The sequence below is a fragment of the Paenibacillus faecis genome, from assembly GCF_008084145.1.
Taxonomy (GTDB): domain Bacteria; phylum Bacillota; class Bacilli; order Paenibacillales; family Paenibacillaceae; genus Fontibacillus; species Fontibacillus faecis.
The window spans coordinates 173,977-194,507 of record NZ_VSDO01000004.1 but is presented as its reverse complement, the minus strand read 5'-3'; the positions used below and the strand labels follow the sequence as shown (position 1 = coordinate 194,507).

16 protein-coding genes, 3 pseudogenes and 1 CRISPR repeat array are annotated in these 20,531 nt (G+C 47.5%); of the genes and pseudogenes, 2 read left to right on the top strand and 17 right to left on the bottom strand.

The features are described 5' to 3' along the window. Positions 1–639: 639 nt before the first annotated feature. The 8 genes and pseudogenes from FRY98_RS29015 to cas3 form a co-directional block, all read right to left on the bottom strand. Positions 640–873, bottom strand: a pseudogene (locus tag FRY98_RS29015) (cold shock domain-containing protein); the annotation flags it as partial. Between the two features lie 96 nt (positions 874–969). After that, a pseudogene (locus FRY98_RS29465) lies at positions 970–2,499 on the bottom strand (P-loop ATPase, Sll1717 family); the annotation flags it as partial. Positions 2,500–2,948: 449 nt separating this feature from the next. Continuing rightward, a pseudogene (locus FRY98_RS29460) lies at positions 2,949–3,109 on the bottom strand (RtcB family protein); the annotation flags it as partial. A gap of 93 nt (positions 3,110–3,202) precedes the next feature. Continuing rightward, positions 3,203–4,141, bottom strand: a complete 939-nt coding sequence (locus FRY98_RS18925; RefSeq protein ID WP_148454877.1) for a 5'-nucleotidase — start codon at positions 4,139–4,141, stop codon at positions 3,203–3,205. 168 nt (positions 4,142–4,309) lie between these two features. Next, a CRISPR array of direct repeats spans positions 4,310–4,669; the repeat unit is 29 nt; unit sequence TCAATCCACACACCCACATGGGGTGCGAC. 362 nt (positions 4,670–5,031) lie between these two features. Beyond that, complete coding sequence (cas7c, locus tag FRY98_RS18920) at positions 5,032–5,889, bottom strand: type I-C CRISPR-associated protein Cas7/Csd2 (RefSeq protein ID WP_148454875.1); 858 nt, start codon at positions 5,887–5,889, stop codon at positions 5,032–5,034. A 55-nt stretch (positions 5,890–5,944) separates the two neighbouring features. After that, on the bottom strand, positions 5,945–7,780 hold the full coding sequence (gene cas8c / locus FRY98_RS18915) for a type I-C CRISPR-associated protein Cas8c/Csd1 (protein WP_148454873.1): 1,836 nt from the start codon (positions 7,778–7,780) through the stop codon (positions 5,945–5,947). Continuing rightward, positions 7,777–8,466: a type I-C CRISPR-associated protein Cas5c gene (gene cas5c, locus FRY98_RS18910; RefSeq protein WP_148454871.1), complete on the bottom strand. Its 690-nt coding sequence runs from the start codon at positions 8,464–8,466 to the stop codon at positions 7,777–7,779. Before cas5c ends, cas8c begins: the two co-directional genes overlap by 4 nt. A 2-nt stretch (positions 8,467–8,468) precedes the next feature. Continuing rightward, positions 8,469–10,736 (bottom strand): CRISPR-associated helicase Cas3', encoded by a 2,268-nt coding sequence (gene cas3, locus FRY98_RS18905; protein WP_148454869.1) that lies wholly within the window; start codon positions 10,734–10,736, stop codon positions 8,469–8,471. A 359-nt stretch (positions 10,737–11,095) separates the two neighbouring features. Between cas3 and FRY98_RS18900 the strand changes: the two genes are divergently transcribed. Further along, entirely contained in the window at positions 11,096–11,644 is a 549-nt protein-coding gene (locus FRY98_RS18900) for a hypothetical protein (RefSeq protein WP_148454867.1), read from the top strand. Positions 11,645–11,763: 119 nt separating this feature from the next. Here FRY98_RS18900 and FRY98_RS18895 read toward each other — a convergent pair whose 3' ends face one another. The 7 genes from FRY98_RS18895 to FRY98_RS18865 are packed head-to-tail and all read right to left on the bottom strand — an operon-like array spanning position 11,764 to position 18,322. After that, the gene (locus tag FRY98_RS18895) at positions 11,764–13,182 is read right to left on the bottom strand and encodes a Sapep family Mn(2+)-dependent dipeptidase (protein WP_148454865.1); all 1,419 of its coding nucleotides are present in this window, start codon (positions 13,180–13,182) and stop codon (positions 11,764–11,766) included. After that, entirely contained in the window at positions 13,179–14,183 is a 1,005-nt protein-coding gene (locus FRY98_RS18890; protein ID WP_170287129.1) for an aldo/keto reductase, read from the bottom strand. The genes FRY98_RS18895 and FRY98_RS18890 overlap by 4 nt, the downstream gene beginning before the upstream one ends. Positions 14,184–14,200: 17 nt before the next feature. Continuing rightward, positions 14,201–14,560 carry a tautomerase family protein gene (locus tag FRY98_RS18885; protein ID WP_148454861.1) on the bottom strand — a complete coding sequence of 120 codons (360 nt, stop codon included), beginning with the start codon at positions 14,558–14,560 and terminating at the stop codon, positions 14,201–14,203. A 47-nt stretch (positions 14,561–14,607) separates the two neighbouring features. After that, positions 14,608–15,477 (bottom strand): MetQ/NlpA family ABC transporter substrate-binding protein, encoded by an 870-nt coding sequence (locus tag FRY98_RS18880; protein ID WP_170287128.1) that lies wholly within the window; start codon positions 15,475–15,477, stop codon positions 14,608–14,610. A gap of 41 nt (positions 15,478–15,518) precedes the next feature. Beyond that, positions 15,519–16,181 carry a methionine ABC transporter permease gene (locus FRY98_RS18875; protein ID WP_211373332.1) on the bottom strand — a complete coding sequence of 221 codons (663 nt, stop codon included), beginning with the start codon at positions 16,179–16,181 and terminating at the stop codon, positions 15,519–15,521. A gap of 1 nt (position 16,182) precedes the next feature. After that, positions 16,183–17,145: a methionine ABC transporter ATP-binding protein gene (locus tag FRY98_RS18870; protein ID WP_148454857.1), complete on the bottom strand. Its 963-nt coding sequence runs from the start codon at positions 17,143–17,145 to the stop codon at positions 16,183–16,185. Continuing rightward, complete coding sequence (locus tag FRY98_RS18865; RefSeq protein ID WP_148454855.1) at positions 17,138–18,322, bottom strand: acyl-CoA dehydrogenase family protein; 1,185 nt, start codon at positions 18,320–18,322, stop codon at positions 17,138–17,140. Before FRY98_RS18865 ends, FRY98_RS18870 begins: the two co-directional genes overlap by 8 nt. A 209-nt stretch (positions 18,323–18,531) precedes the next feature. On the opposite strand from FRY98_RS18865, the gene FRY98_RS18860 reads away from it, so the two are divergent. Continuing rightward, on the top strand, positions 18,532–19,437 hold the full coding sequence (locus FRY98_RS18860; protein WP_148454853.1) for an AraC family transcriptional regulator: 906 nt from the start codon (positions 18,532–18,534) through the stop codon (positions 19,435–19,437). A gap of 198 nt (positions 19,438–19,635) precedes the next feature. Here the strand turns inward: FRY98_RS18860 and FRY98_RS18855 are convergent, their stop codons facing one another. Both FRY98_RS18855 and FRY98_RS18850 read right to left on the bottom strand, forming a co-directional pair. Next, complete coding sequence (locus FRY98_RS18855) at positions 19,636–20,055, bottom strand: DUF1259 domain-containing protein (RefSeq protein ID WP_148454851.1); 420 nt, start codon at positions 20,053–20,055, stop codon at positions 19,636–19,638. Positions 20,056–20,114: 59 nt separating this feature from the next. Then, the gene (locus FRY98_RS18850) at positions 20,115–20,525 is read right to left on the bottom strand and encodes a DUF1259 domain-containing protein (protein WP_148454849.1); all 411 of its coding nucleotides are present in this window, start codon (positions 20,523–20,525) and stop codon (positions 20,115–20,117) included. Positions 20,526–20,531: the final 6 nt, after the last annotated feature.

Genomic DNA, 20,531 nt, shown 5'->3' with positions numbered 1-20,531 from the left:
AATGAGTCAACACCTTCTTCTCGGGAATAGTTGCTTATGAAAGCATAGACTTTGTTTGCAAGTTTTGGGCTTATGGCATACTGCCTTTTGCCCTTTCGGTGGTCATCACGTCAGTTAGGCTGCTGTTTTCCCAGGCGGGCACAACTGTCTTGGGGTTTCGTAAGTAAACATCCACTTCACAACCAGTTCTTGTTTGAAATGGAATCTCCGGTGGACAATTAATGCCAAAATCAACTGAAGTGAAATAGTAACTCGGTTGTTTTTCCAGGATAGATCTCAGCACTAATAACACGATCTGTTCGTGAGTAAGCAACTATACTAGCGCTATTAACGTAGTGAATTGTCATACTTAACGAGATTCAACAAGCAAAAAGAGGCTGTCGAGACTTTCTGGCAGCCTGTAAAGGAAATGTGAGAATTAATAGGTTTACTCCGAATCTTACAATTTCGAGCTACATTTAGACTGCAATCTACAATTCCATTTAATAAGAAAAACCCACTCAAGCGAGCAGGTTTGCATAAAATAAGATGGAAATTCCCCCCGAAGGCAAAAACAACTAGGTTATTCAGATATATTTATTACATAGCTATTAAACTGCGAAAGGAATGTGCTATTGTATCCTTATAGTTTAACTACCTTTACCTTAATAAGGTAGACACCTCCTCACTAACCTTTGGCTCTTCTAACTTCTGAACGTCAGCAGCATAATCACCGCGATCGTTGTGTTTGATAGAATATCTAACATTCTGCCCTTCTGTTAATGTCTTATAACCATTACCGCTAATTTCGCTAAAATGAACAAAAATATCACCACCGTGTTTATTTTCAATAAACCCATACCCCTTTTTGTCATCAAACCATTTAACTTTGCCGTACTGTTTATTGCCATTCTCGTCGACAGGCCAATTATGTTCACCTCGCCGACCAGTTCCCATTCCAGAACCAGATTCGATTGAGAGGATTGGCCACAAAGCGTAATGTATCATCATTTTCTTCTCCAAAAGAATGTCATCCTGCCCCCTGAAGGAGAACCTCGCTTTCTTGTCCATATTCCCGATTATCCCCACTTTATAAGCATCAGTCAAAATAATATCAAGCTTATACTTGCTCAATAAATCATCAACATCACTGTAAATTTTTCGTATTTCTACTACTCTTTCTAACAAAAATCTATAGTTGAAACTACTAGGAATTCCTGTGAAAATTCTTCGAATAGCATCTATATGGTCATTAGAATATTTAGCCGTTAATTCTTCTACTAGTTCTGACCAACAATCAGTTGAGTACTGCAAACGAGTTCCATCAAAGACTTGTTGAGAAAACGTAGTGCTCTCAGGATAAGTTGCCTTAGCCAACCCTAACAATCTGATTATATCTCTCGGTCTATACCATGTCTGATGGAGTATATATCTCGGTGCATCTCTACCGTTTATTCTTTCCGGAAAATATCTTGACCATATGGCATTAGATGACTGGTCTAGTGTCAAATGATTCTTTTTTTCCGATGCAGCAATCCTCTTAATCAATATTTGTAAAATAGGATGTTTATTAATGTCATCTCCTGATTGATGCCATACTATCCTGGTACCGAAATCGAAAATCAATTTATTAATCTCTTTTCCTGCCGATTTAACGGCAGTAACGACCTCAGTTCGTATTGCTCCAATAAGAGTTATTCCTAGCTGATTTTGTCGACTAATGCGGTTCAGTTTTTCTATAGCAAGAATCAAGTCTCTTATAAGTCTGATATCCCTTGAATACTGTTCAGATGATCCAAGAGAGAGCTCTAGTTCATCGATTAGTATGTAGAACTTCTTCCCTTTCCCGGTTAACTTTTCAAACAATGTGTCGGCTTGCTTAACTAAGCTGCTGAATTTTACTCTAGAATTACTACTGTCCTCCCAATCAAATTCCAAGCCAAGTTTTGTGTTTAAAGCCTCTACACCAACATTTATTTCTACGCTGCCACGCTTAAGTTTTGGAAACAACCTAAAAATACCAGACTCTCCTTCATCAGTTTTGGGAGCAGTAACACATGCTACATACTTCGCCCATTCCTTATTATCCTCATAAAAATCAAGTTTATTTTGAATTATGTATTTGACAATATGCCTATGTAAAAACCATCTCCATATTTCCTCAAAGTCATCTTCAGCATCAGCGTAACTATTATTCTTCTCCACTATTGTAGCTGAACGGACAACATTTAAAAAATCCTTTCTATCTTGTTCACTAAAATTGCTTTTAAACAACACAAACGAAGTATTGAACCCTTGTTCTTCTGCCTTAATTGCTAAATAACGTAGTAGAGCAGTTTTCCCCGTTCCCTTTAATCCGGAAACGTAATACTTTAAACCTTTTAAGTAATCTTCTATTAATAAGTTGTTAGGAATTAAAAATGAATCAACAAATACTCCCTTCTCCTCTTCTGTATTATCCAGCAGCTCGTTTTTCGCATCTAATTTGCCTAAATACAAATCTTTTAGTTCTACTCTCATTATTACCCTCCTAATTATAGTCCGTTGCAATGACAAAATAGATGGGCTCTAAGCACCCTATATAAAACAGACAATAACTCGCCAATCTTTTCCATATGTTAGATTTTATATAGTTCAATATTCCCATATTATACAACTGGTGTCAAAGGGTTATTTGGGGTTTGCACCACTATTGGCCCAATACCTTTGTCTTGCTATATCCCCCCACTACCGGTGACAAAACAAACCAGTCCATCTTCGTTTTCGGACTCGCCTCCCAGGATCTTTCCGAATTGGGCGTACAGCCGTTTGAATTGCGGGCTTACCTTTGCCATGTAAATCCTCCTTTAATTGATTTCACAACATCCTATGACCATAGTGGAAAAGGGAACAAGTGAATCGCAAAAAAATCAGGCGGTCAAAAAACCACACCCTCATGAGGATGTGGTTATAGGCCTGAGGCAAACACCTCAATCCTTATACGGATCAAATTCATTCGCTCTGGCCATACAAACGCCAATCGGTTTCAGCACATACATAACCTCATGTTTTCACGTGCGCGTTTTCCAGTTCATTTTTCCGGCCGTTTGGGTCAGTTCATTCGCCCCGCTCCGGTGATGGTGCTGTAGTAGGGATTTCCTTCCATTTTAACACAACAGTAGTAAAAATAGAGCAGGGTGACACCTCTTCATGTACCCAAACAAAAAGAGCGCCATAATAGCGCTCAGTCTTTACTGCTCCTTAGATTTGTAACACCAAAAGGCACGTGGGCGGAAGGTGAGATACTTGATACGCCCTCAATGTGACTGACTTGGTCATCAAAAAAGATATGGGGCCGGAACACCTTCATTACTCTCCCTTTATCAATTCCTCCTAAGAAGAATGCCTCGTCAACCCGTATTCCCAAACTCCTCAAGGTAGTTACAACACGTTCATGAGCCGGTGCATTTCTAGCCGTAGCAATGGCTACTCTAATCCGGGGAATATAGGATGCGTCGTTTTGTTTTTTCTCCCATTCCCGCTGCTGTAATCGCGCAACTTCTCTAATAAATTTATTTAACGGACCCGGCGGAAGCGCCTCATTAGCCCTTTTTTTCTCATTCTCATGGAAACCCTGCATTCCAAGTTGTTGAAATATATTTTCTGACGAATCATCGGCAATAATTCCATCAAAGTCAAAAGCAATTCGCAATTCGATCTCATCATCGTCATCGATAAACTTAGTTGGGAATACCTGTGCAGCAGGAAGTCCATTGTTTAAAGCTTCTCTGACATCACTCGGATTAGCGGAAAGAAACAGCGATGCATTAAAAGCCTCCATATAAACATACGGATTGGACCCCGCCACAAAAGCAGCCCGAGAAATCGAAAGACCATAGTGTTCAATTGACTTAAACACACGAAGTCCAGTATCCGGGTCATTTCTTGACAACAGCACTACCTCGACCGGCTGCTCACTCGGATCTTGGCTATTAATCGCTAATAGCCGCTTTATCAGTGGAAAAGCAACCCCGGGTTCCAATACAACTTGTTCGTGCTCATGCTGATATTTTCGGTACTCCTCCTCTCCTTTCTCCCTGAAAACATGATCAGATTCCTCGAGGTCAAAAAGAGCACTTGAGGCAACAGCGACAACAAACTTTTCATCTATCGGAAACGGCATATGATCCCCTACGTAGTTGTTTTGGATAGTATATCACAGAACCTTTTGACATGAATTGTAAGTTTATTTTTAATCAACGGAGGACTCCTACCATTATTATCGACAAGGTACTTACTAATTACGCAGCTAAATCAATTCCAACTAGTACTGGGTTGTTGGACGCCGATTTCAATCCACACACCCACATGGGGTGCGACAATCGAAACACCGCTTTCCACGCGTCCAGCGACGATTTCAATCCACACACCCACATGGGGTGCGACAAAACTGTATGGGCCCTTCAAAAATCGAATCGATATCTCAATCCACACACCCACATGGGGTGCGACAAACCCCCTAGTCAAATCTATTAAATACGTGGTAATTTCAATCCACACACCCACATGGGGTGCGACTTGACATGTGGAACCAGTTATGCTTGAAATTAGCATTTCAATCCACACACCCACATGGGGTGCGACGGGATTATGGTATGTCGGGACTCGGACCGGATCCGATTTCAATCCACACACCCACATGGGGTGCGACGGCGAAAAAAGCAAAATTGATCCAATAAAGGCATAGGTCTTATCTTTTCATACTACGATTTATGCTAAAAAAGCATGAACTAATTACTGACCTTTTCTCCCCCCTATAAATAACACCTTTTTTCAACAAAATCTGAGGTGCGAAAGCCCCGGGGATTTCATGGGAGCTTGGGGTTCGCACCATGTTGGCACTTCATTTTCGCCTCTGTTTTATAAAAGAATATTGGAGTTAGCCGATATAGAGATCTTTGTGTTCTTCCAAATATAAAATTATTGTTTTCCTCTAAATAGCAAAGGGCTATTAAACCCAATTCACTCCCGCATAACTACCCTTAGAAAGTAACAGATAAACCTTGTAGAAGTCTACACCATCTCAATTAATTCAACACCGGCAGGCACATTCCCCTTATCTATGGTTATTTCATAATGATTGAATTCTCTTGGAGGTGCGCTCTCATCCAGCAAGCGGGCTTTAATGAGATCAAAGAGCGTAGCTGCGGGAGCATTGCCCAATTCGGTTTCATGTTTGAAGACGAATAATTTACGCGCGGACATCTTCCCTCTCGCTGCCGAATGATCATGATCAAACATCAATTTCAATGCCTCAAAGAAAATATCGAGGTCATCTTCTGTAAATCCTGTTTTCTGTGCAAATTTAGCCGAAATGAACCCTTCTACTCTGTATAAAGCATAAGGGACGACATATTTTCTCCCCATAGTCCGATTCTCCGAAGCCTTCTCTTTCTCCGTCGTAGATGCCATACGCGTTATCGTAACTTCTTGCGGAAGAATAGGATCTTCGCTTTTGGAAAAGCACAACTGTACGGGGCCGCGGACCTGTCCACATTTGAAATCCCCGGTGTCCATCACTGCTCCAAAAGTCCGAACGTCAAAAAATCTTTGGCACATATATGCTTGAGCCGTTATTTTATCGTCCTTATTATCTTTTGTGGTAAGCCCTGTTGCTTCATAAGCCTCTTTCTGTTTATTGTTCAGAACAGCACCCTCGCTGACGTAAATATCAAATCCTTCTTCTCCTTCACGGGAATACTGTATATAGTTGCGTACTTTGCGTTTCAAGCTGACATCCGTGACGATACCGTGCCCAGTCTGTGGATCAACCCGAGGCATATTTCCAGCGTCAGGATCTCCGTTCGGATTCCCGTTTTCCACGTCGTAATACAGTACAAATTCATATCTGTTTTTCAACAGTTCGCTCATATTTCTTCCTCCTCTTGTGAGATTAGTAGATTTTAGTGACACTCTGTACTTCAATTTACTGCTCCGACTTCTCCTGCTCGATATCATTTATAGAGGGCTCTCCTGTCCCCTTGTCCTTCCGTTTGAAAAAAGCTTGCTGCTGGTGATAAAACCCGACCATGAACTGTCCCTGTCCTTCTGCATTGAGCGTTTGGGGAAAGCCTGTTGGCGAGATATCAAGCATCACTTCACGGAGCAATTGATGTGTATAATACCTGTTTGCTTTGGCTAGTTTGCTAAAATGATTTTGCGCATTGGCAAGCAATGAAGGAAAAACCTGCCGAGGACTTGCCAGAGCCGCGTTTAAATATTTGTCTACAATTGAAGCATTGACCTTGGATAACGCCTCATATTGGGCTTGATTCAGAATAGCAAAAATACGCCCTAGCGTATAAGCCAGCGTTTGCGATTGCGATGCTAGTGTATCCTCCAGATTCACTCCGATCCACTCCTTTTTACCTGATTTCTTGGCCAGCCTGTTCAAGCAGCCTTTGATAACACCAATTCTGGTCCGATTAATCGCCGCCTGAGCGTTCGTTCCTGCTTCCGCCCGAATACGGCCAAGCATTGCCATATAAAGACTGTTCGGATATGGGGTGTTGCTGACGATACTACGCATTATAGAAGCCGCATATGGAGCGGGTACATTTTTGCTTTCCCGGCGAACCGCTGTCTCAGTCAAAATCTTGGATAAGGAGGGGTATTCCGGATCCCATTCCGCCCCTTCCACGTAAATATCCGCATGATGTTGTTGAAGACGTTCAATTATTCTGCCGACGGTATCCACATAAAAGTGACGGATGACGACACGTGTTTTGTTTGTTGAGATGCTCAAAACAAACATCCGAGTATCCACAGCTAGGTCCAATTTTTCCGCGCGTGTACCTTTATACAAATGCTCCATTACCGACGCTAGTCTTCGACTAGTTACTTCATCTCTCTGGGTTTCCGGCTCCAATGATCCGCCTCCCAGAAGGAGCGCAACCGCGTTTTCTTCCACCGGTAGCGATTTTTCTGCCCAAAACAACATTTTTTCTCCATGAATATTGCGGCTATGGCTTCGGTCTCCAATCAGCATATTAAGCGCCGTTACATATTTAAAAGCTGCCGTTTCCGATACGGGAGCATTATCCCCCTTTTCCTTACGATAAGAGACGAAACTGTCCTGGTTAAAGCCTACTAATGTCGGCTTGTCTTGTCCGAAACCGTCCAAATTACCATGAATACGGGCAATCGGCCCTACTTCTCCGGTTACCAGACACTGCCCGAATGAAGCATCTGCTTGTTTACTCAATCTATAGGCGTCCCATGCCTCCTTGATCTTGGGTCGGTAGTGAACATAACCTACCACATCACCCAAAAGCATAAACACCACGTTGCCACCGTCACTTAGACCTGTTGTATCCACTGCACCGTAATCGATGGAGCCAAGCTTGCGTTTACGAAAAAATGCAACAACCGCCCTCGCCCCATCGTCATCCAACCGCCCCAGAATCTCCTCGTGCAAATCCCCGCTAGCTTCAAAACGATACTTCGCTCCCGCTTGATCACCGTATATTCCAAAAATAAAATTCGCGTTCTCGCACAAAAAAGCAGGTTGCGGCCGGCTACCGCTTCGTTTGGGCTGCTGTGGCGTTATGACGCGTTGAGGAAAAAGTTTTTTTTCTTTCTTTCCGTTCTTTCCTGTAATCTCCCGTTCCTCCATCCGGTCTATAACCTGTATCAAATTGCCTTCATGGTCGATCACGATGCACTTCGATACCGGAGTAACCGCGTAGCCCGGCTCGGCGATCCTCGCCGGATTCTCTCGCACCATTCGATCATAGTACTCGCATAATGCTTGCAATATCATAGGCGCACCTCATCTGGAATTTCAATGACTCCATGACGCATGCAGGCCCGGAAAAATTTCGGTTCATAAGTATATACGGGTTTCTTTTTCAGTAGCTCTTCCCCATATTCAATGTCCCATAGCATCCAGCCTAGATCTATCTCCGCTTCTTCGGCATAATAGCTGTCCGGGCGCACCTCCTCATGTTCCATCAGTTTGAAGCTTGCCGCAAACTCACGACAGCCCAAATAAGGATTGTGAAAACACTGTCCTCCACGCGCACGCCGCAGAAACATGTTATAGAATTTTCCCGGTGTATCCGACTCTCCCACCTTCTGGGGAACCATCTCAAAATGGGCTTCGATCAAATAATCAACATTCTTCAGCAGAAGCGATGCACGTTGTTGCCGGTCGGAAGTTGTGTATTGATGCAGATCGATAGCTGCTCCGGCCATAGCCATAGCTACATTTCGCGGAGGGATTTTTGAACCTAGCTCGTTTCGACGTATGGATTCAAACTCGATCCGATTTAACACGGTAATGCTGTCTACCACCCATCTAATCGCGGGTTTCCAAAGAATCGCTTCCAAAATCCCACGGGCAGCCGAAGGTGTCATCACGTCATAGCTGACCCGCTCCGCCTTCATTTCGGGCCTAGTAAACAATGCATAATCTCCGTTCACCCGAAGGGTTATTCCATATCCCATCGCTATTTCTCCTCTCTTTGCCAAATGCTCAGCCCTGACTTATTACTGTAGAGATCATGAATTTCTCCATCAATCCCTCCCTTCATGGAAGTCAGGTAATGAATCGTGTCATGAAGCGTGCCTATTCTACTTGCTTCTCGTAGACGCTCAAATTGATTCCGATACACCGAAACAGTATATCTCTGTAGCTCACGGTTGAATCTTACGGGGTACAGGGAAGTTTTGAGTTCATTCAACAGCATAACGGCTCTGCAATCATAAGGAATTACGATCGGAACCATCTCTGTCTCAATAAATTTATACTTCTCGGAGATTTCCCGGAATTGGAAGGAGCATTGTTTGGCTCCGGCATCCAGATCACTAATTATGTTGTGGACATCCAGATTTCTCCCCATCCCGTGGGCCAATTCAAAATAGTAGCGGATTGCTTCGGGCTCTAAAAGATTAGGATATAAACGCAGTACCGTTAGTGTAAGTTGAGCCCGTGTCTTAAACCAACCGTCGCGAAGTGGATAATCAATAGACTCGAAGAGAAATACAAGTCCTAGCTCCGAATGACCTTCCCGGTTGCACCGGCCGGCTGCTTGGGCGATAGAATCAACTCCCGCAATCTCTCGATAGACAACTGGAAAATCGAGATCAACGCCAGCTTCAATCAAGCTTGTTGAAATTACAATACAGCGTACTTCCTCCTTCTTTAATCTTTCCGCAATCGCTCGCAAAATCTGTGACCGGTGCTGTGCACACATAAGCCCGCTGAGATGAAAAACGCCTTCTTTATCCGGAAACTGTTCGTATAAAGCACGGGCTTGTTTCCTGGAATTGACGATGCACAATGCCCGTGGATGAGAATTTAATCGTTCAAACAGCTCCGCATTTGTTTTTTTACCGATCGTCGAAATCGATACCCGTGTAAGCTTGCGATATAGACTTGTAGAATCGTTGATAATTTCAGTTGGTACGGCCCCACTTAGCCATTCAGGCTGGAGTGCAAGCTGCGTCGCGGTACAAAACAGCACCGTTACTCCATAGTTATCACAGAGACATTTCAATGCGGCAAGCGAAGGTTTCAGCAGATCGGCTGGAAGCGTCTGAGCCTCGTCCAATATAATAATGCTTCCTGCCAGACGATGCAGCTTACGCGCCTTGGAAGGCTTCGCTGAAAATATACTTTCAAACAGTTGTACATGTGTAGTCACAATCAAACTTGCTTCCCAATTCTCACTGGCAAGTTGTTTCGCACTGAACTCACTTTCAGAGTCCGGTAAATAACTTACATTGCTATGATGTTCCAGCACAGCGCCTTCTCCGAATACTTCCCGGAAAAGTCCCGCTGTTTGTTCAATTAAAGAGGTAAACGGCAAAGCCACGATAATACGTCTCATATTCGCATGTTGTTCGGCATGCTTCAAAGCAAAAGCAAGCGAAGCCCATGTTTTCCCGCTCCCTGTCGGAGCGGTCAATGTATACAAGCCTGTAGATCCAGTTCCGGCCAGCAGGCAACTATCAAGTACATAACGCCTTGCTCGTGCCATTTTGCTATCTTGAGGTTTGTTAAGTAACTCTTGCAATTTAGGATGAAATTGAGCATGCAGTTCCGTAAGGGAAGGAAAACTGTTGCGTAATTCGGCCTTCAATGGCTGAAAATAACGTTCTGCATCAAGGTAATCCGCATCAATTAATGCGGAATGTAACATACGAATCCATAGAGAGAGCTCCATACCCGGGTTGTTGCCGCTCATTGGAATCGAAGATAACTCAAGCTCCGGAAGAAATGGGACAGCACTGTCGATACTCTGGAAATCGTGCTTCAATACCTGATCAAGCCCCGTTTGAGTCCCGACAGAAATATGATTCGGCAAACTCCCATGATGGCCATAAATGGCATAGGCCAACATTAAGCCGTAAGGAAAAGGATAGTGTCGGTATACCAGCAATGTCCCCGCCGTCTTGTGATCAACGGGCGCGGGCGCACCATTCAATCTCATCTGGAAATCCGGAGTAGCTTTGCCGTAGTCGTGGTTCTGGCCAAGTATTCGTCCAAGGCTGGAGCAACCGAAATAGCCGGAGAATTCGGCTGCCAAATCCGCAGTATCTTGGTGATGCCGATCAAGCGAATGCCACTCTGACTTGGGTAACAGCTCTTTGGTGAGGGGATCACGTTTGGAATGTGCATAAATCATATTTAAAATCTCCCATGCCTTAAGCTCTAGTACTAAAGGTTTATGTTCGACAAATTTCAGGAAAATCCTGCCTGATTTGTATGACATACAACCCTCGAATTAACAAAACTTTCAACAAAATGCAAAAAGACACCTCATCGGTGTCCTTTAAGTATGAAAGCAATTTTAACCCCTATGGCCGCAACGAATCCCCCAAGAAGTCCAATTCTCGGACAAGTTTCTCGGCGTTCAGTCGTATCTGGATGCCCCGTCCTTTACATCATCCATCCGCTCCACCTTAACAATCTCAGACTTAGGCACACCCCCATCTCCCTCGTCTTCCTCTCCAGTGAGCAACAAAAATAAATAATTCACGTTATAATCAATGTATAATATTTCCTCCATTGGAGAGTAGGAGACTATGGTATGGGGTATTCTAGGACTGCTTCAAAAGGGAGCATCAACTTATGAGGAAAAATAACTACCTGTTGATTGCCGCTGTACTTTTAGTAGTTTTCGATATTTTTTTATATTTTGTGTATTCCCATAGTTATGAATTTATTTTATTTAAAGGAACGGGGTATTTTATTCCGCTGCTATTAAATGTAGGCTTTTTAATGTATATTGCCTTTCGTTTCGGTAAGTGGTGGATGTATATTTTGCCTTCCATCCTTGCTTTTGTGCTGGGTATATATTTCGTTTGGATTTTTATCTTGAATTCTGTAGTGTCTTGGCAGCATGATTCTATTCGTTCCCCACTAGGCCAAGAAAGGCTTACGATTGCTCACCGATCGGCTACTTTAGGGGAAACTACCTATTTTTATGAATTTTACAAAAGCTCTTTCATGGGGTTGATCGTCAAGAAACTGGATGGTATGGATTTGGAAATCATGATTCGGGATTCTCGGGAGAAGGGTGATCTTGAAGTGCTTAATGTTAAAAGTCCTACTTGGGTTAATGAAACTACGGTTATTTTCCACACCTTAAATGGTGACCGAACGGTTATTTTGGAGTGATGCTTAAACTTTCATTGTATTCCTGCTTGTTCCTAACATGAGGCCCACTACTTCCTCCCCATCAGCAAAAAAAGCCCTTCCCACCGGTTATCCAACCGCGCGGAAAGGGCTCTCTTCATTCAATCGACCATCTTATCCAACAAAAGCACAGCATGGATATAGATCTTGATACTGTCCCAAATATCCTGCAACCGCAGGGCTTCATCCGGCTGATGGGGCTTCCCTCTTCCGGCGGGGAAGGGATTTCCGATATCGGAGCGGCTGGGGCCGAACGAGACGGCATGGGGGAGTTTGCGCGCGTGCGTGGCGCCTCCCATGACATAGGTCGGCAGGTCGGTCTTCAGCCGTTGATTGGCCAAATCGGCGAGGCTGCGGACGATCGGGTCTGTTTCGGGAATATAGAAAGGCGGGTTATCCTCGATATTCGCTAACGAAAATCCATACGCCGCCCCTTTCTCCCGCATACGATCGATCAATGTCTGAGCATTGGCCGATACCGGATACCGGAGGTTGACGTTAACGACCAGTTTGCCCTCCGTTAAACGGACAAGGCCTGTCGTATGCGTCGTTTTCCCCGATACTTCGTCTTCGGCATCCACATGAAGTCCGTGGCCGTAATAGTCGGCAAAGGCGGAGGCGATAAAGGCGGCCGCCGTCCTGGCCTTCCCCGTCAACAATCCGCATTCCAGCAGCGCCCGCGCCAGCTTGGGGATCGGGTTGATCGTCCCTTCCGGAAAAGCCGCATGCCCTCCTATCCCCTCCGTCCGGACTAAAAGTCCGTCCGCGGATTCCGTGACCGCAAAGTCATCGCCGAGCGCGGCCTGCACCTCCAAAGCCGGGAAGCCCTGGATGACCGCCGAAGCCGAATGGGGAACGACATTCGATAATTCGCCGGCCGTGAACGACAGCAAATTGCTGCCGGATACATCCGCGACAAAGTCCGCGGTCAATATGCCTTTTTCCCCGTTCCCCAGCGGGAAGAAACCATCGGACACCACCGAAAAGGAAGGCGTATCCGACCGCAAATAATGCTCGACATCGCGCATGCCGGACTCTTCGTTGCACCCCAAAAACGCGGTTATCGTATGGTTCAACCGGAGGTTATGGTCTCGCAGGAATTTCAAGACATAAAGCACGCCGATCACGGCCCCTTTATTGTCCGCAGCACCCCGGCCGAACAGGTATCCATCCTTTACAAACGGATCATAGGGGTCAAAAGACCAGCCGCTGCCTTCCGGCACAACGTCGAGATGGGAGAAAAAACTGATCGTACGCTCGCTATCCCCCGGATAAACCGCGGAAATGCCGTAATAGTCATGCTCTTTGGCCTGAAGGCCGGCCAGCGTGATCAGTTCGCGCGTCAGATCCACCGCCTGCGCACAGCCTTCGCCGAACGGATGGGCTTGTTCGGGGAAGAAGCCTTCCCCCACACTACGGATGCGCACCAAACGTTTCATCGCTTCGAGCATCTCCGCCTGATGAGCAAGAATCCACTCGTCCACGAGGGCGTCGGTAACGGCTTCATGAGGCCCGGTCATCTTGCGATCCCCTGTGCATGAGCGTAGAAGGCGTCGATGCGGCGGTCGATTTCCGTTACGAGTTCGCCGGACAGCTTGAGCTCGGCACCGCGCAGATGATCCTGAAGGTGCTTTTCTTTGCGGGCTCCGAAAATAACGTTAATATGCTCCCCTTTGGCCAGCAAATAGGCGACCGCCAGGCTGGCACGGCTGCAATTCAGCCCCGTGGCGATATCCCCCAAACCGTCCACAAATTCCAACACGGCGGGGTACAGTTCCGGTCCCCACAAGGGATCGCCTGCACGGGAGCTGCCTTCCGGCGCCTTATAATTCCTGTCGTATTTTCCTGTCAGCAGCCCATTGGCCAGCGGGGAATAGGCGTGAAAGCCGATGCCGTTGGCTTGGCAAAGCGGCAGGATTTCCGCCTCTACTTCACGCGACAGCATGTGGTAGCGCCGCTGTACCATAGAGATTTCACCGAGCTCCAAATAACTGTTGATGTGATGCGGCTCGCAGTTGGAAGCCCCGATCGCCCGGATCTTGCCTTCCTTTTTCAAATCCGTCAAGACTCCAATCGTTTCTTCGATCGGCGTCAGAAACGGCTCGATCGCCGGATTATGCGTATAATAGATATCGATATAGTCGGTATTCAGCCGTCTTAAACTCTCTTCCACCTCCACACGGATGGTGCGGGGACTGAGATTGCGTTTTACCCGGTGGCCGTCCCAAGTAAAACGATAACTCCCTTCCTCATCGCCCCACCATAACCCGCATTTGGTCGAGAGGATGGTCCGGTCGCGTCTTCCCTGAATCGCTTTGCCTACAACTTCCTCGCTATGCCCGAAACCGTATACGGGCGCCGTATCGATAATATTGACTCCCGCGTCCAGCGCGGCGTGTATCGTGCGGATCGACTCGTTGTCGTCGGTATCCGGAAACTGAAAACCTCCGCCTATCCCCCATGCTCCCAAGGTGACCGCGGAAGCCTTGATGCCGGAACGCCCAATCTCCCTATATTCCAATCGAAACGCCCCCTTCCTTAAGCCTGCTTGTCCAATCGGAGAACACCGCCCACGCCGACGTTTTCGTCAGCATGTTCTTTAACGATGACGATCGTCGTATAAGAACTCCCCGAAAAAAACGCGTCCGCCGCCGCCTGAATGTTTTGGACCAGCGCCCGCTTCGCTTCGACCGGTTTGGGAGCCGTATACACGAAGAAGGTGATTTCCTCGTACGACCTTTTCGTAGCGTAGGCCTTGGGAAGCTGATGAAGCGACACGCTCTTCAAATGATCCGGGAGCCCCAGCGAAGTGGTTACCGCGCTGCCGATCACCTCGATAAATTGTTCCAGTTGCTCTCCCGCCAATTCCGTATTGGAAACGCCAATTACAGTTGCCATTTTCTATTCCTCCTGAGTGTTATTGTTGGATGATGCGTGCACGTCTGTTAGTTCAGCGGTTGCTTAACCCCGTGATAGGTTTCCAGCAGCCAGTCGGCGTATTCTTGCGACGTCATGAGGGCAATCGCTTTGTCCAGCCACTCCGTATTCTCATATCCTTCTTTCACGACGAAAACAATGCCGCCGTAATTGCTGTAGACTTCCTTCGTTTCCTCGAACAACTTCACCACTTCCGGATCGTTCATTTGATAGACCGTAATCGAAGGCGCCGTCATCGCATCCAGGTCCGGGAAAATACCGACGCGGTTTCGAGGGTCCGTCTCCACAAAATTCAGCTTTTTCGGATTCTCCTCAATGTCCAGCAGGGTCGGCAGGTCGACGCCCTCTTTCAATTTGACGAGCCCATTGGCGTCAAGCAATTGCAGTTCCCTTGCCCGGTTCACCGAATCGTTGGCGATACCTATCTTGGCTCCCTCAGGAAGCTCATCGATGGATTTATATTTCTTCGAGACGAACAGGACAGGCGTAGTGAAGATTTCCGGGCCATACGCCGCCAGGTGCGTGTTTTTGCTTTCGTTGAAGCTTTTCAGGTAAGGCTTATTCTGAAAAAAGTTGGCGTCCAGGCTGCCATCCTCGGTAGCCGTATTCAGGGCGATGTTGTCGTTGAATACCTTTGTTTCGATGTCATACCCCTCCGCCTTCAGCTTGTCGGCCACAAATTGAACATCCGGTTGCTCTCGCGCAAGGAGGCCAATGACGATTTTCTTGTGATCCGGCTTATTCGATTCCTGGCCGGAGGAAGCTTCACCGGAAGAAGACGCCGCCGCGTTCTTCGTGCCGCTATTGGAGCAGCCGACCAGAACAGCGCTCCATATCAAAGCTGTGACAAGCAGAATAATTGTTGTATGTTTTTTCATCGGGTCGATTCCTTTCCATCGGGTTGTAGTTGGAGATTCATTCATTTGATTTTCTTATAGAGTACATTTCCTGAAATTTGCAAAATTTCGACGATCAGAATCAGAATCAACAAGGTGCTGTACATGATCTGATCGTTGAAGTTCTGGTAGCCGTAGGTTAACGCGACAGCCCCCAATCCGCCCGATCCGACCGTTCCGGCGATCGCCGTAAATCCCAGGATCGAAACGACGGCAAACGTCATTTGTGAGACGACAAGCGGAATGGACTCCTTCACGATCACATGGTACGTAATCTGCCAGTCCGAAGCGCCGAACGATTTCGCGGCCTCGACCAAACTCGGATTGATTTCCTTGAAGCAGTTTTCAAGCAATCTGGCGATCAAGGGCGACCCCGCTACGGCAATGGAAAAAATTGCGGGCCCGATCCCGATCGACGTACCGCAGATCAGACGCGTCAGAGGGATGATGGCGATGATAAGAATGACGAACGGAATGGAGCGGAGGACGTTGATCACGACGCTGATCGTCTCATAAATGGCCCGGTTCGGGCGAAGTCCTTTCGGATCGGTCGTAATCAGGACCAGCGACAGAAGAAATCCAAAAATGACGCTGGCGACGAACGAACCCACCAGCATGAAGATCGTTTCGCGCAGGCCCGGCAATATGATTTTCATCAGCATGGTCTGCCAGTCATACTCATACATCCTATATCTTCCTCCATTCCACGCCGCGATTGTGCAAGTGCCGTTCGACAACGGGGAAGTCTTCATCGCTGACCCGGATCGTAAATGATCCGGCTACCGTATCGCGGTACTTGTTGAGGCCTCCCCAAACCACCTCAAATTTCACTCCCGACTGAATCGCAAGATCCGAGAGGATATCCTCGTTTTCGCCAACCCGCTGAATGATTTCCAGATGGGTTTGCCGCTCCGGGCGGCTGCCGTTGCTCTCTTCGCCCATAAAATCATCCAGCATGTCCCGTTTGTTCAGGAATATATCCTGCACGTCGCCGGCCACCTTCAGCTTTCCTTCGCTCAGTACCCCCATTCGGTTACAGATCTGCTTCACGACGGACATCTGGTGCGTAACGACGACGATCGTAATGCCGAGCTCCTGATTGATTTTTCGCAATAAGGCCAAAATCGACTGCGTGATGTTCGGATCCAGCGCGGAGGTAGCCTCGTCGCACAGCAGAATTTTCGGATTCGTGATCAAGGCGCGCGCAATCGCTACCCTTTGCTTCTGCCCTCCGCTCAAACTTCGCGGAAGCGCGTGAATCTTGTCCGAAAGCTCCACCAATTCCAGGACCTCGCGAATTTTTTGGTCCAAGTCTTTGACTTTATAGTGCAGGCATTTGACCGGAAACCGTATATTTTCATACACGGTCTTTCGCTCCAGCAAGCTGAATTGTTGAAAGACCATGCCGATCCGGCTTCGAAGCAGCCGAAGCTGCTTCTTATTTAACGTTTGAATATCGGTGCCGTCGACCGTCACCGAGCCGGAGTCAAACCCCTCAAGGCCGTTGATACACCGCAGCAGAGTGGACTTACCGGCCCCGCTGATGCCGACCAGGCCGTAAATATCTCCGGCTTCGATCCGGAGTTGGATGCCTTGAAGCACCGGCGGCTTTCCGTCATACGTTTTGGATAGATTTTTAATTTCAATCATGGACATTCCCCTTGCCTTCGAGTACCCGAACGGCGAGTTGTCTTAGAACCGCGTCCTCCATCGGCGGATTATGAAGCCCGAACCGGACGTCGCGATACATCCGTTGCAGCGGATGCGATAACGACAAGCCGTGGATGCCGACGATCCGCATCGCTTTGTCAACGACCGACAGCGTGTTCTGGACCACCAATATTTTGACGGCGCCAAAATCACCGTCCCACCCCTGTACGGAATCAAACTCCTGATTCTCGTATTGCCTGGCGACCGAATATAAAAAGTGTCTGGCCGACAAAATTTCCAGCTCGATCTGCCCCAACGTTTGCTGAATATTCGGAAGACTCGCGATCGGATGCTTCAAGCTGTTCGGCTGATAGCTTCGGGCAAACCGCACGGCTTCATCTCGTGCCGCTTCGGCAATCCCCAGATATACCGCCGGAATAAACAAAATGTACGGATTAGGCTGGAACACCCTGGAATGGTTCCTTTCAATGACCTTAGCGGCAAACGGCACGTTCACATCCCGCAGCACCAAATCGTGACTGCCCGTCCCCCTCATGCCGACCGTATTCCAGGTTCGGTCAATGGACAATCCCTGCGTCCCTTTCGGGATCAGAAAATCGGATACTCCTCCCGTTTCCGGTTCGAAGGCCGAGACGATGAAATAATCCAGAACGGGCGCAAGCGAAGTAAATCGCTTCGTCCCGGTAATGGTATATCCGTCCGGCGTGCGCTGTGCCGTAGTTTGCGGAACTCCGCCGCGCGAAGGGCTTCCGGTTGCCCCTTCCGAGTCGGCCCGGTTGATCAGAGCGCCGCTGGCAAGGATCTCCCCGCACAGCGCTTCAAAATCCGCTGCCCTCCAGGGGCAAACGGCTCCCAACTGCAGCACGGTGCTCATATGCCAACCGATCGCCAGCGCTGTAGCGCCATCGGCTTGCGCGATGCGCTCCTGGAACGCGAGGAAATCGGTCAAAGAAATGCCCCCGCCCCCAAAATCGGACGGCACCGCCAAGGCCGGGTAACCGATTCTTTTCAAATCGGAGATCAACCCGTAATTCAAGTCGTTTTCGGCATCCGCCTTTTCGGTCCCCGCCGCGTGCTGTTCCAATATGGCATCCAATCGGGCAAGCCATTCCTGCTGTTTGTCTGTGATTCCCAGTTGCTGCCGTTCTAACGGCATTGGCTGCACCCCCTTATATGCGTTGGTTGAACTTTTTTTAAAACTATAACAGCCGGGATTCCGAAATTGAATGTCCAAAAGCGATTCACGCATTGTCCAAATGTGACTTATTTTTATTATTCATATATATTTACTTGGTTTTAAGCGAAAGTTCATCTTATAATAAGGCAAAAGTCATACTTGAATCTCACTCGGGAGGTGTATTTCATATGTCGACAAAAGGTGATGAACATATCCTCAATGTACCAAACAAGTATTTCTTTACTCCGACATCCTTCGAAAAATCGAGCGGCGCCTGGCCGATCAGGATCGGGATCAGCGAAGCCAAGTTCCGTCGTCCCGCTTTCAAGAGTCCGCGCATCGAGCCGCATTACAACCTGATTTTCATCCTGGACGGCAAAGGGATATTTATCCAAAAGGGTAAAAAATACCAGCTAAAAGAGAACGATTTATTCGGCGTGTTCCCCCAAGTCCCCCATGAATATTTCAGTTTCGAGTGCGATCCCATGCACTATATACGCCTGACCTTCGAGGGATCGCAGTCGGTTCAATTGCTGGAAAGAATCGGGATCAAACGCTGCACGCCTTTCAAGGTCAACGGATACACCTCGTCAGCGCTATCGCATCTTCGCGAACTCATCGTACAAGCGGAAAACACGGGAGATCGCGACCGGGATCTGATGCGCTTAAGCACCTTCCTTCAGCTGTTCCGCTCGCTGTCCCGGCATGTTCCGGACGAAATCCGCAATATCGACTGCTCGGACGAATGGCTGGAGCGGGGGCGGGAACACATGGAACTGCATTATTCGGAGGATATAAGCATCGAAACCATCGCGAGGTATGTGGGGATCGAGCGTTCTTATTTTTCAAGAAAATTCAAAACAGCCTATGGAATCACGCCGTTAAAATACTTGCAGAACATCCGGATCAATGCCGCAAAAAAACTGCTCGAAACTACGGATTTAAGCCTTGCCGCCATCGCTCCGTCCGTCGGGTATGTCGATATTTTCTCATTTTCAAAAGCTTTCAAGAAAAATACCGGCATTTCCCCCGCCGAATATCGTGCCGCCGCGAACTGGCATGTATTGCGAAATGACAAAATGAACCTGCGCTAGAATTCATGTAGGTCCGCCCCCTGCGGATGGACCTGGCATACCTCAGGCCGAAGGCTGCCCGGTCCTCGGTCTTTTTCTTTATGTCCGTCCTTCGATCCGCGCAAAAAAACACCGACCACCTATGTAGGCGACTCGTGGTAGGCCAACTCCACAATTCGCCGTCGCGCATTCACGCTATCCTACATTTGGACCTCCATGCTAGCCCAAGAAAGCAATAGAACGCTTTACTTTTTTGGCGAAATCAAGCGGTTTATCGATCGACTCCCAGTGGACATACATGAGCCGCGGTTTCTCGAACAGCCAGTGATTGTGCACCGCCGTGACTTTAATTCCGTTATTGCGGAGGTTCGTCAGCAATCGGTTGACCTGATCCTGGAAGAGGGCCGTTTCCCCTAAACAAAGTGCGCGCCCTGAACTGTCCAGCGATTCGAACGAGAACAGCTGATAGCGGATCAATGGGGACGTGGTTTTTCTCCCCAGAATGGTCGCATTTATTTTTCTGTTTCGGCTTACAAAACAAACCGGGCCTTTGGTGATTTCATGCTCCGTTCCGCCTAAAATCGTGGAGAATTGGTTACATAATCTTCTAAAACGAGGGCTTGCTTTCACTTGTTCCATCAGTCGGGTTCATCCTTTCAAGTCATAGTATTAAAATGCAACTGCACTACCGGTCCGCATCAGCCCAGAAATGAGATCGATTCCTTGGTTTTTCTGGCGAAAACGACGGGATTCTCAATGGCTTCCCAGTGCATATACATTAAGCGCGGATTCTCGTTCAGCCAGTGATTATGAAGGGCGGTTACCTTGATCCCCCGTTTGCGGAGATTCGAAATCAGGCGATTCACCTGATTCTGATGCACGGCCGTCTCGCCCAAACAAAGCGCGCGGCCCGACTTATCCAGCGACTCGAACGAAAACATTTGCATTTGAACCAAAGGAGAACGCGTTCTTCTACCCAGAATCGTCTCGCTCAGATTCGTCATCCGTGTGACAAAACAAACCGGGCCTTCTTCAATTTCGGACTCGCCTCCCAGGATCTTACCGAATTGGGCGCACAGCCGCTTAAATTGTGGGCTTACCTTTGCCATGTAAAT

Coding starts and splice junctions, on each gene's coding strand:
- FRY98_RS18900 (WP_148454867.1), top strand. CDS start 11,096: ATGAGGAAAAATAACTACCTGTTGATTGCCGCTGTACTTTTAGTAGTT.
- cas8c (WP_148454873.1), bottom strand. CDS start 7,780: ATGATATTGCAAGCATTATGCGAGTACTATGATCGAATGGTGCGAGAG.
- FRY98_RS18925 (WP_148454877.1), bottom strand. CDS start 4,141: ATGCCGTTTCCGATAGATGAAAAGTTTGTTGTCGCTGTTGCCTCAAGT.
- cas3 (WP_148454869.1), bottom strand. CDS start 10,736: ATGTCATACAAATCAGGCAGGATTTTCCTGAAATTTGTCGAACATAAA.
- FRY98_RS18875 (WP_211373332.1), bottom strand. CDS start 16,181: ATGTATGAGTATGACTGGCAGACCATGCTGATGAAAATCATATTGCCG.
- FRY98_RS18860 (WP_148454853.1), top strand. CDS start 18,532: ATGTCGACAAAAGGTGATGAACATATCCTCAATGTACCAAACAAGTAT.
- FRY98_RS18850 (WP_148454849.1), bottom strand. CDS start 20,525: ATGGCAAAGGTAAGCCCACAATTTAAGCGGCTGTGCGCCCAATTCGGT.
- FRY98_RS18895 (WP_148454865.1), bottom strand. CDS start 13,182: ATGACCGGGCCTCATGAAGCCGTTACCGACGCCCTCGTGGACGAGTGG.
- cas5c (WP_148454871.1), bottom strand. CDS start 8,466: ATGGGATATGGAATAACCCTTCGGGTGAACGGAGATTATGCATTGTTT.
- FRY98_RS18855 (WP_148454851.1), bottom strand. CDS start 20,055: ATGGAACAAGTGAAAGCAAGCCCTCGTTTTAGAAGATTATGTAACCAA.
- FRY98_RS18885 (WP_148454861.1), bottom strand. CDS start 14,560: ATGGCAACTGTAATTGGCGTTTCCAATACGGAATTGGCGGGAGAGCAA.
- FRY98_RS18870 (WP_148454857.1), bottom strand. CDS start 17,145: ATGATTGAAATTAAAAATCTATCCAAAACGTATGACGGAAAGCCGCCG.
- FRY98_RS18880 (WP_170287128.1), bottom strand. CDS start 15,477: ATGAAAAAACATACAACAATTATTCTGCTTGTCACAGCTTTGATATGG.
- cas7c (WP_148454875.1), bottom strand. CDS start 5,889: ATGAGCGAACTGTTGAAAAACAGATATGAATTTGTACTGTATTACGAC.
- FRY98_RS18865 (WP_148454855.1), bottom strand. CDS start 18,322: ATGCCGTTAGAACGGCAGCAACTGGGAATCACAGACAAACAGCAGGAA.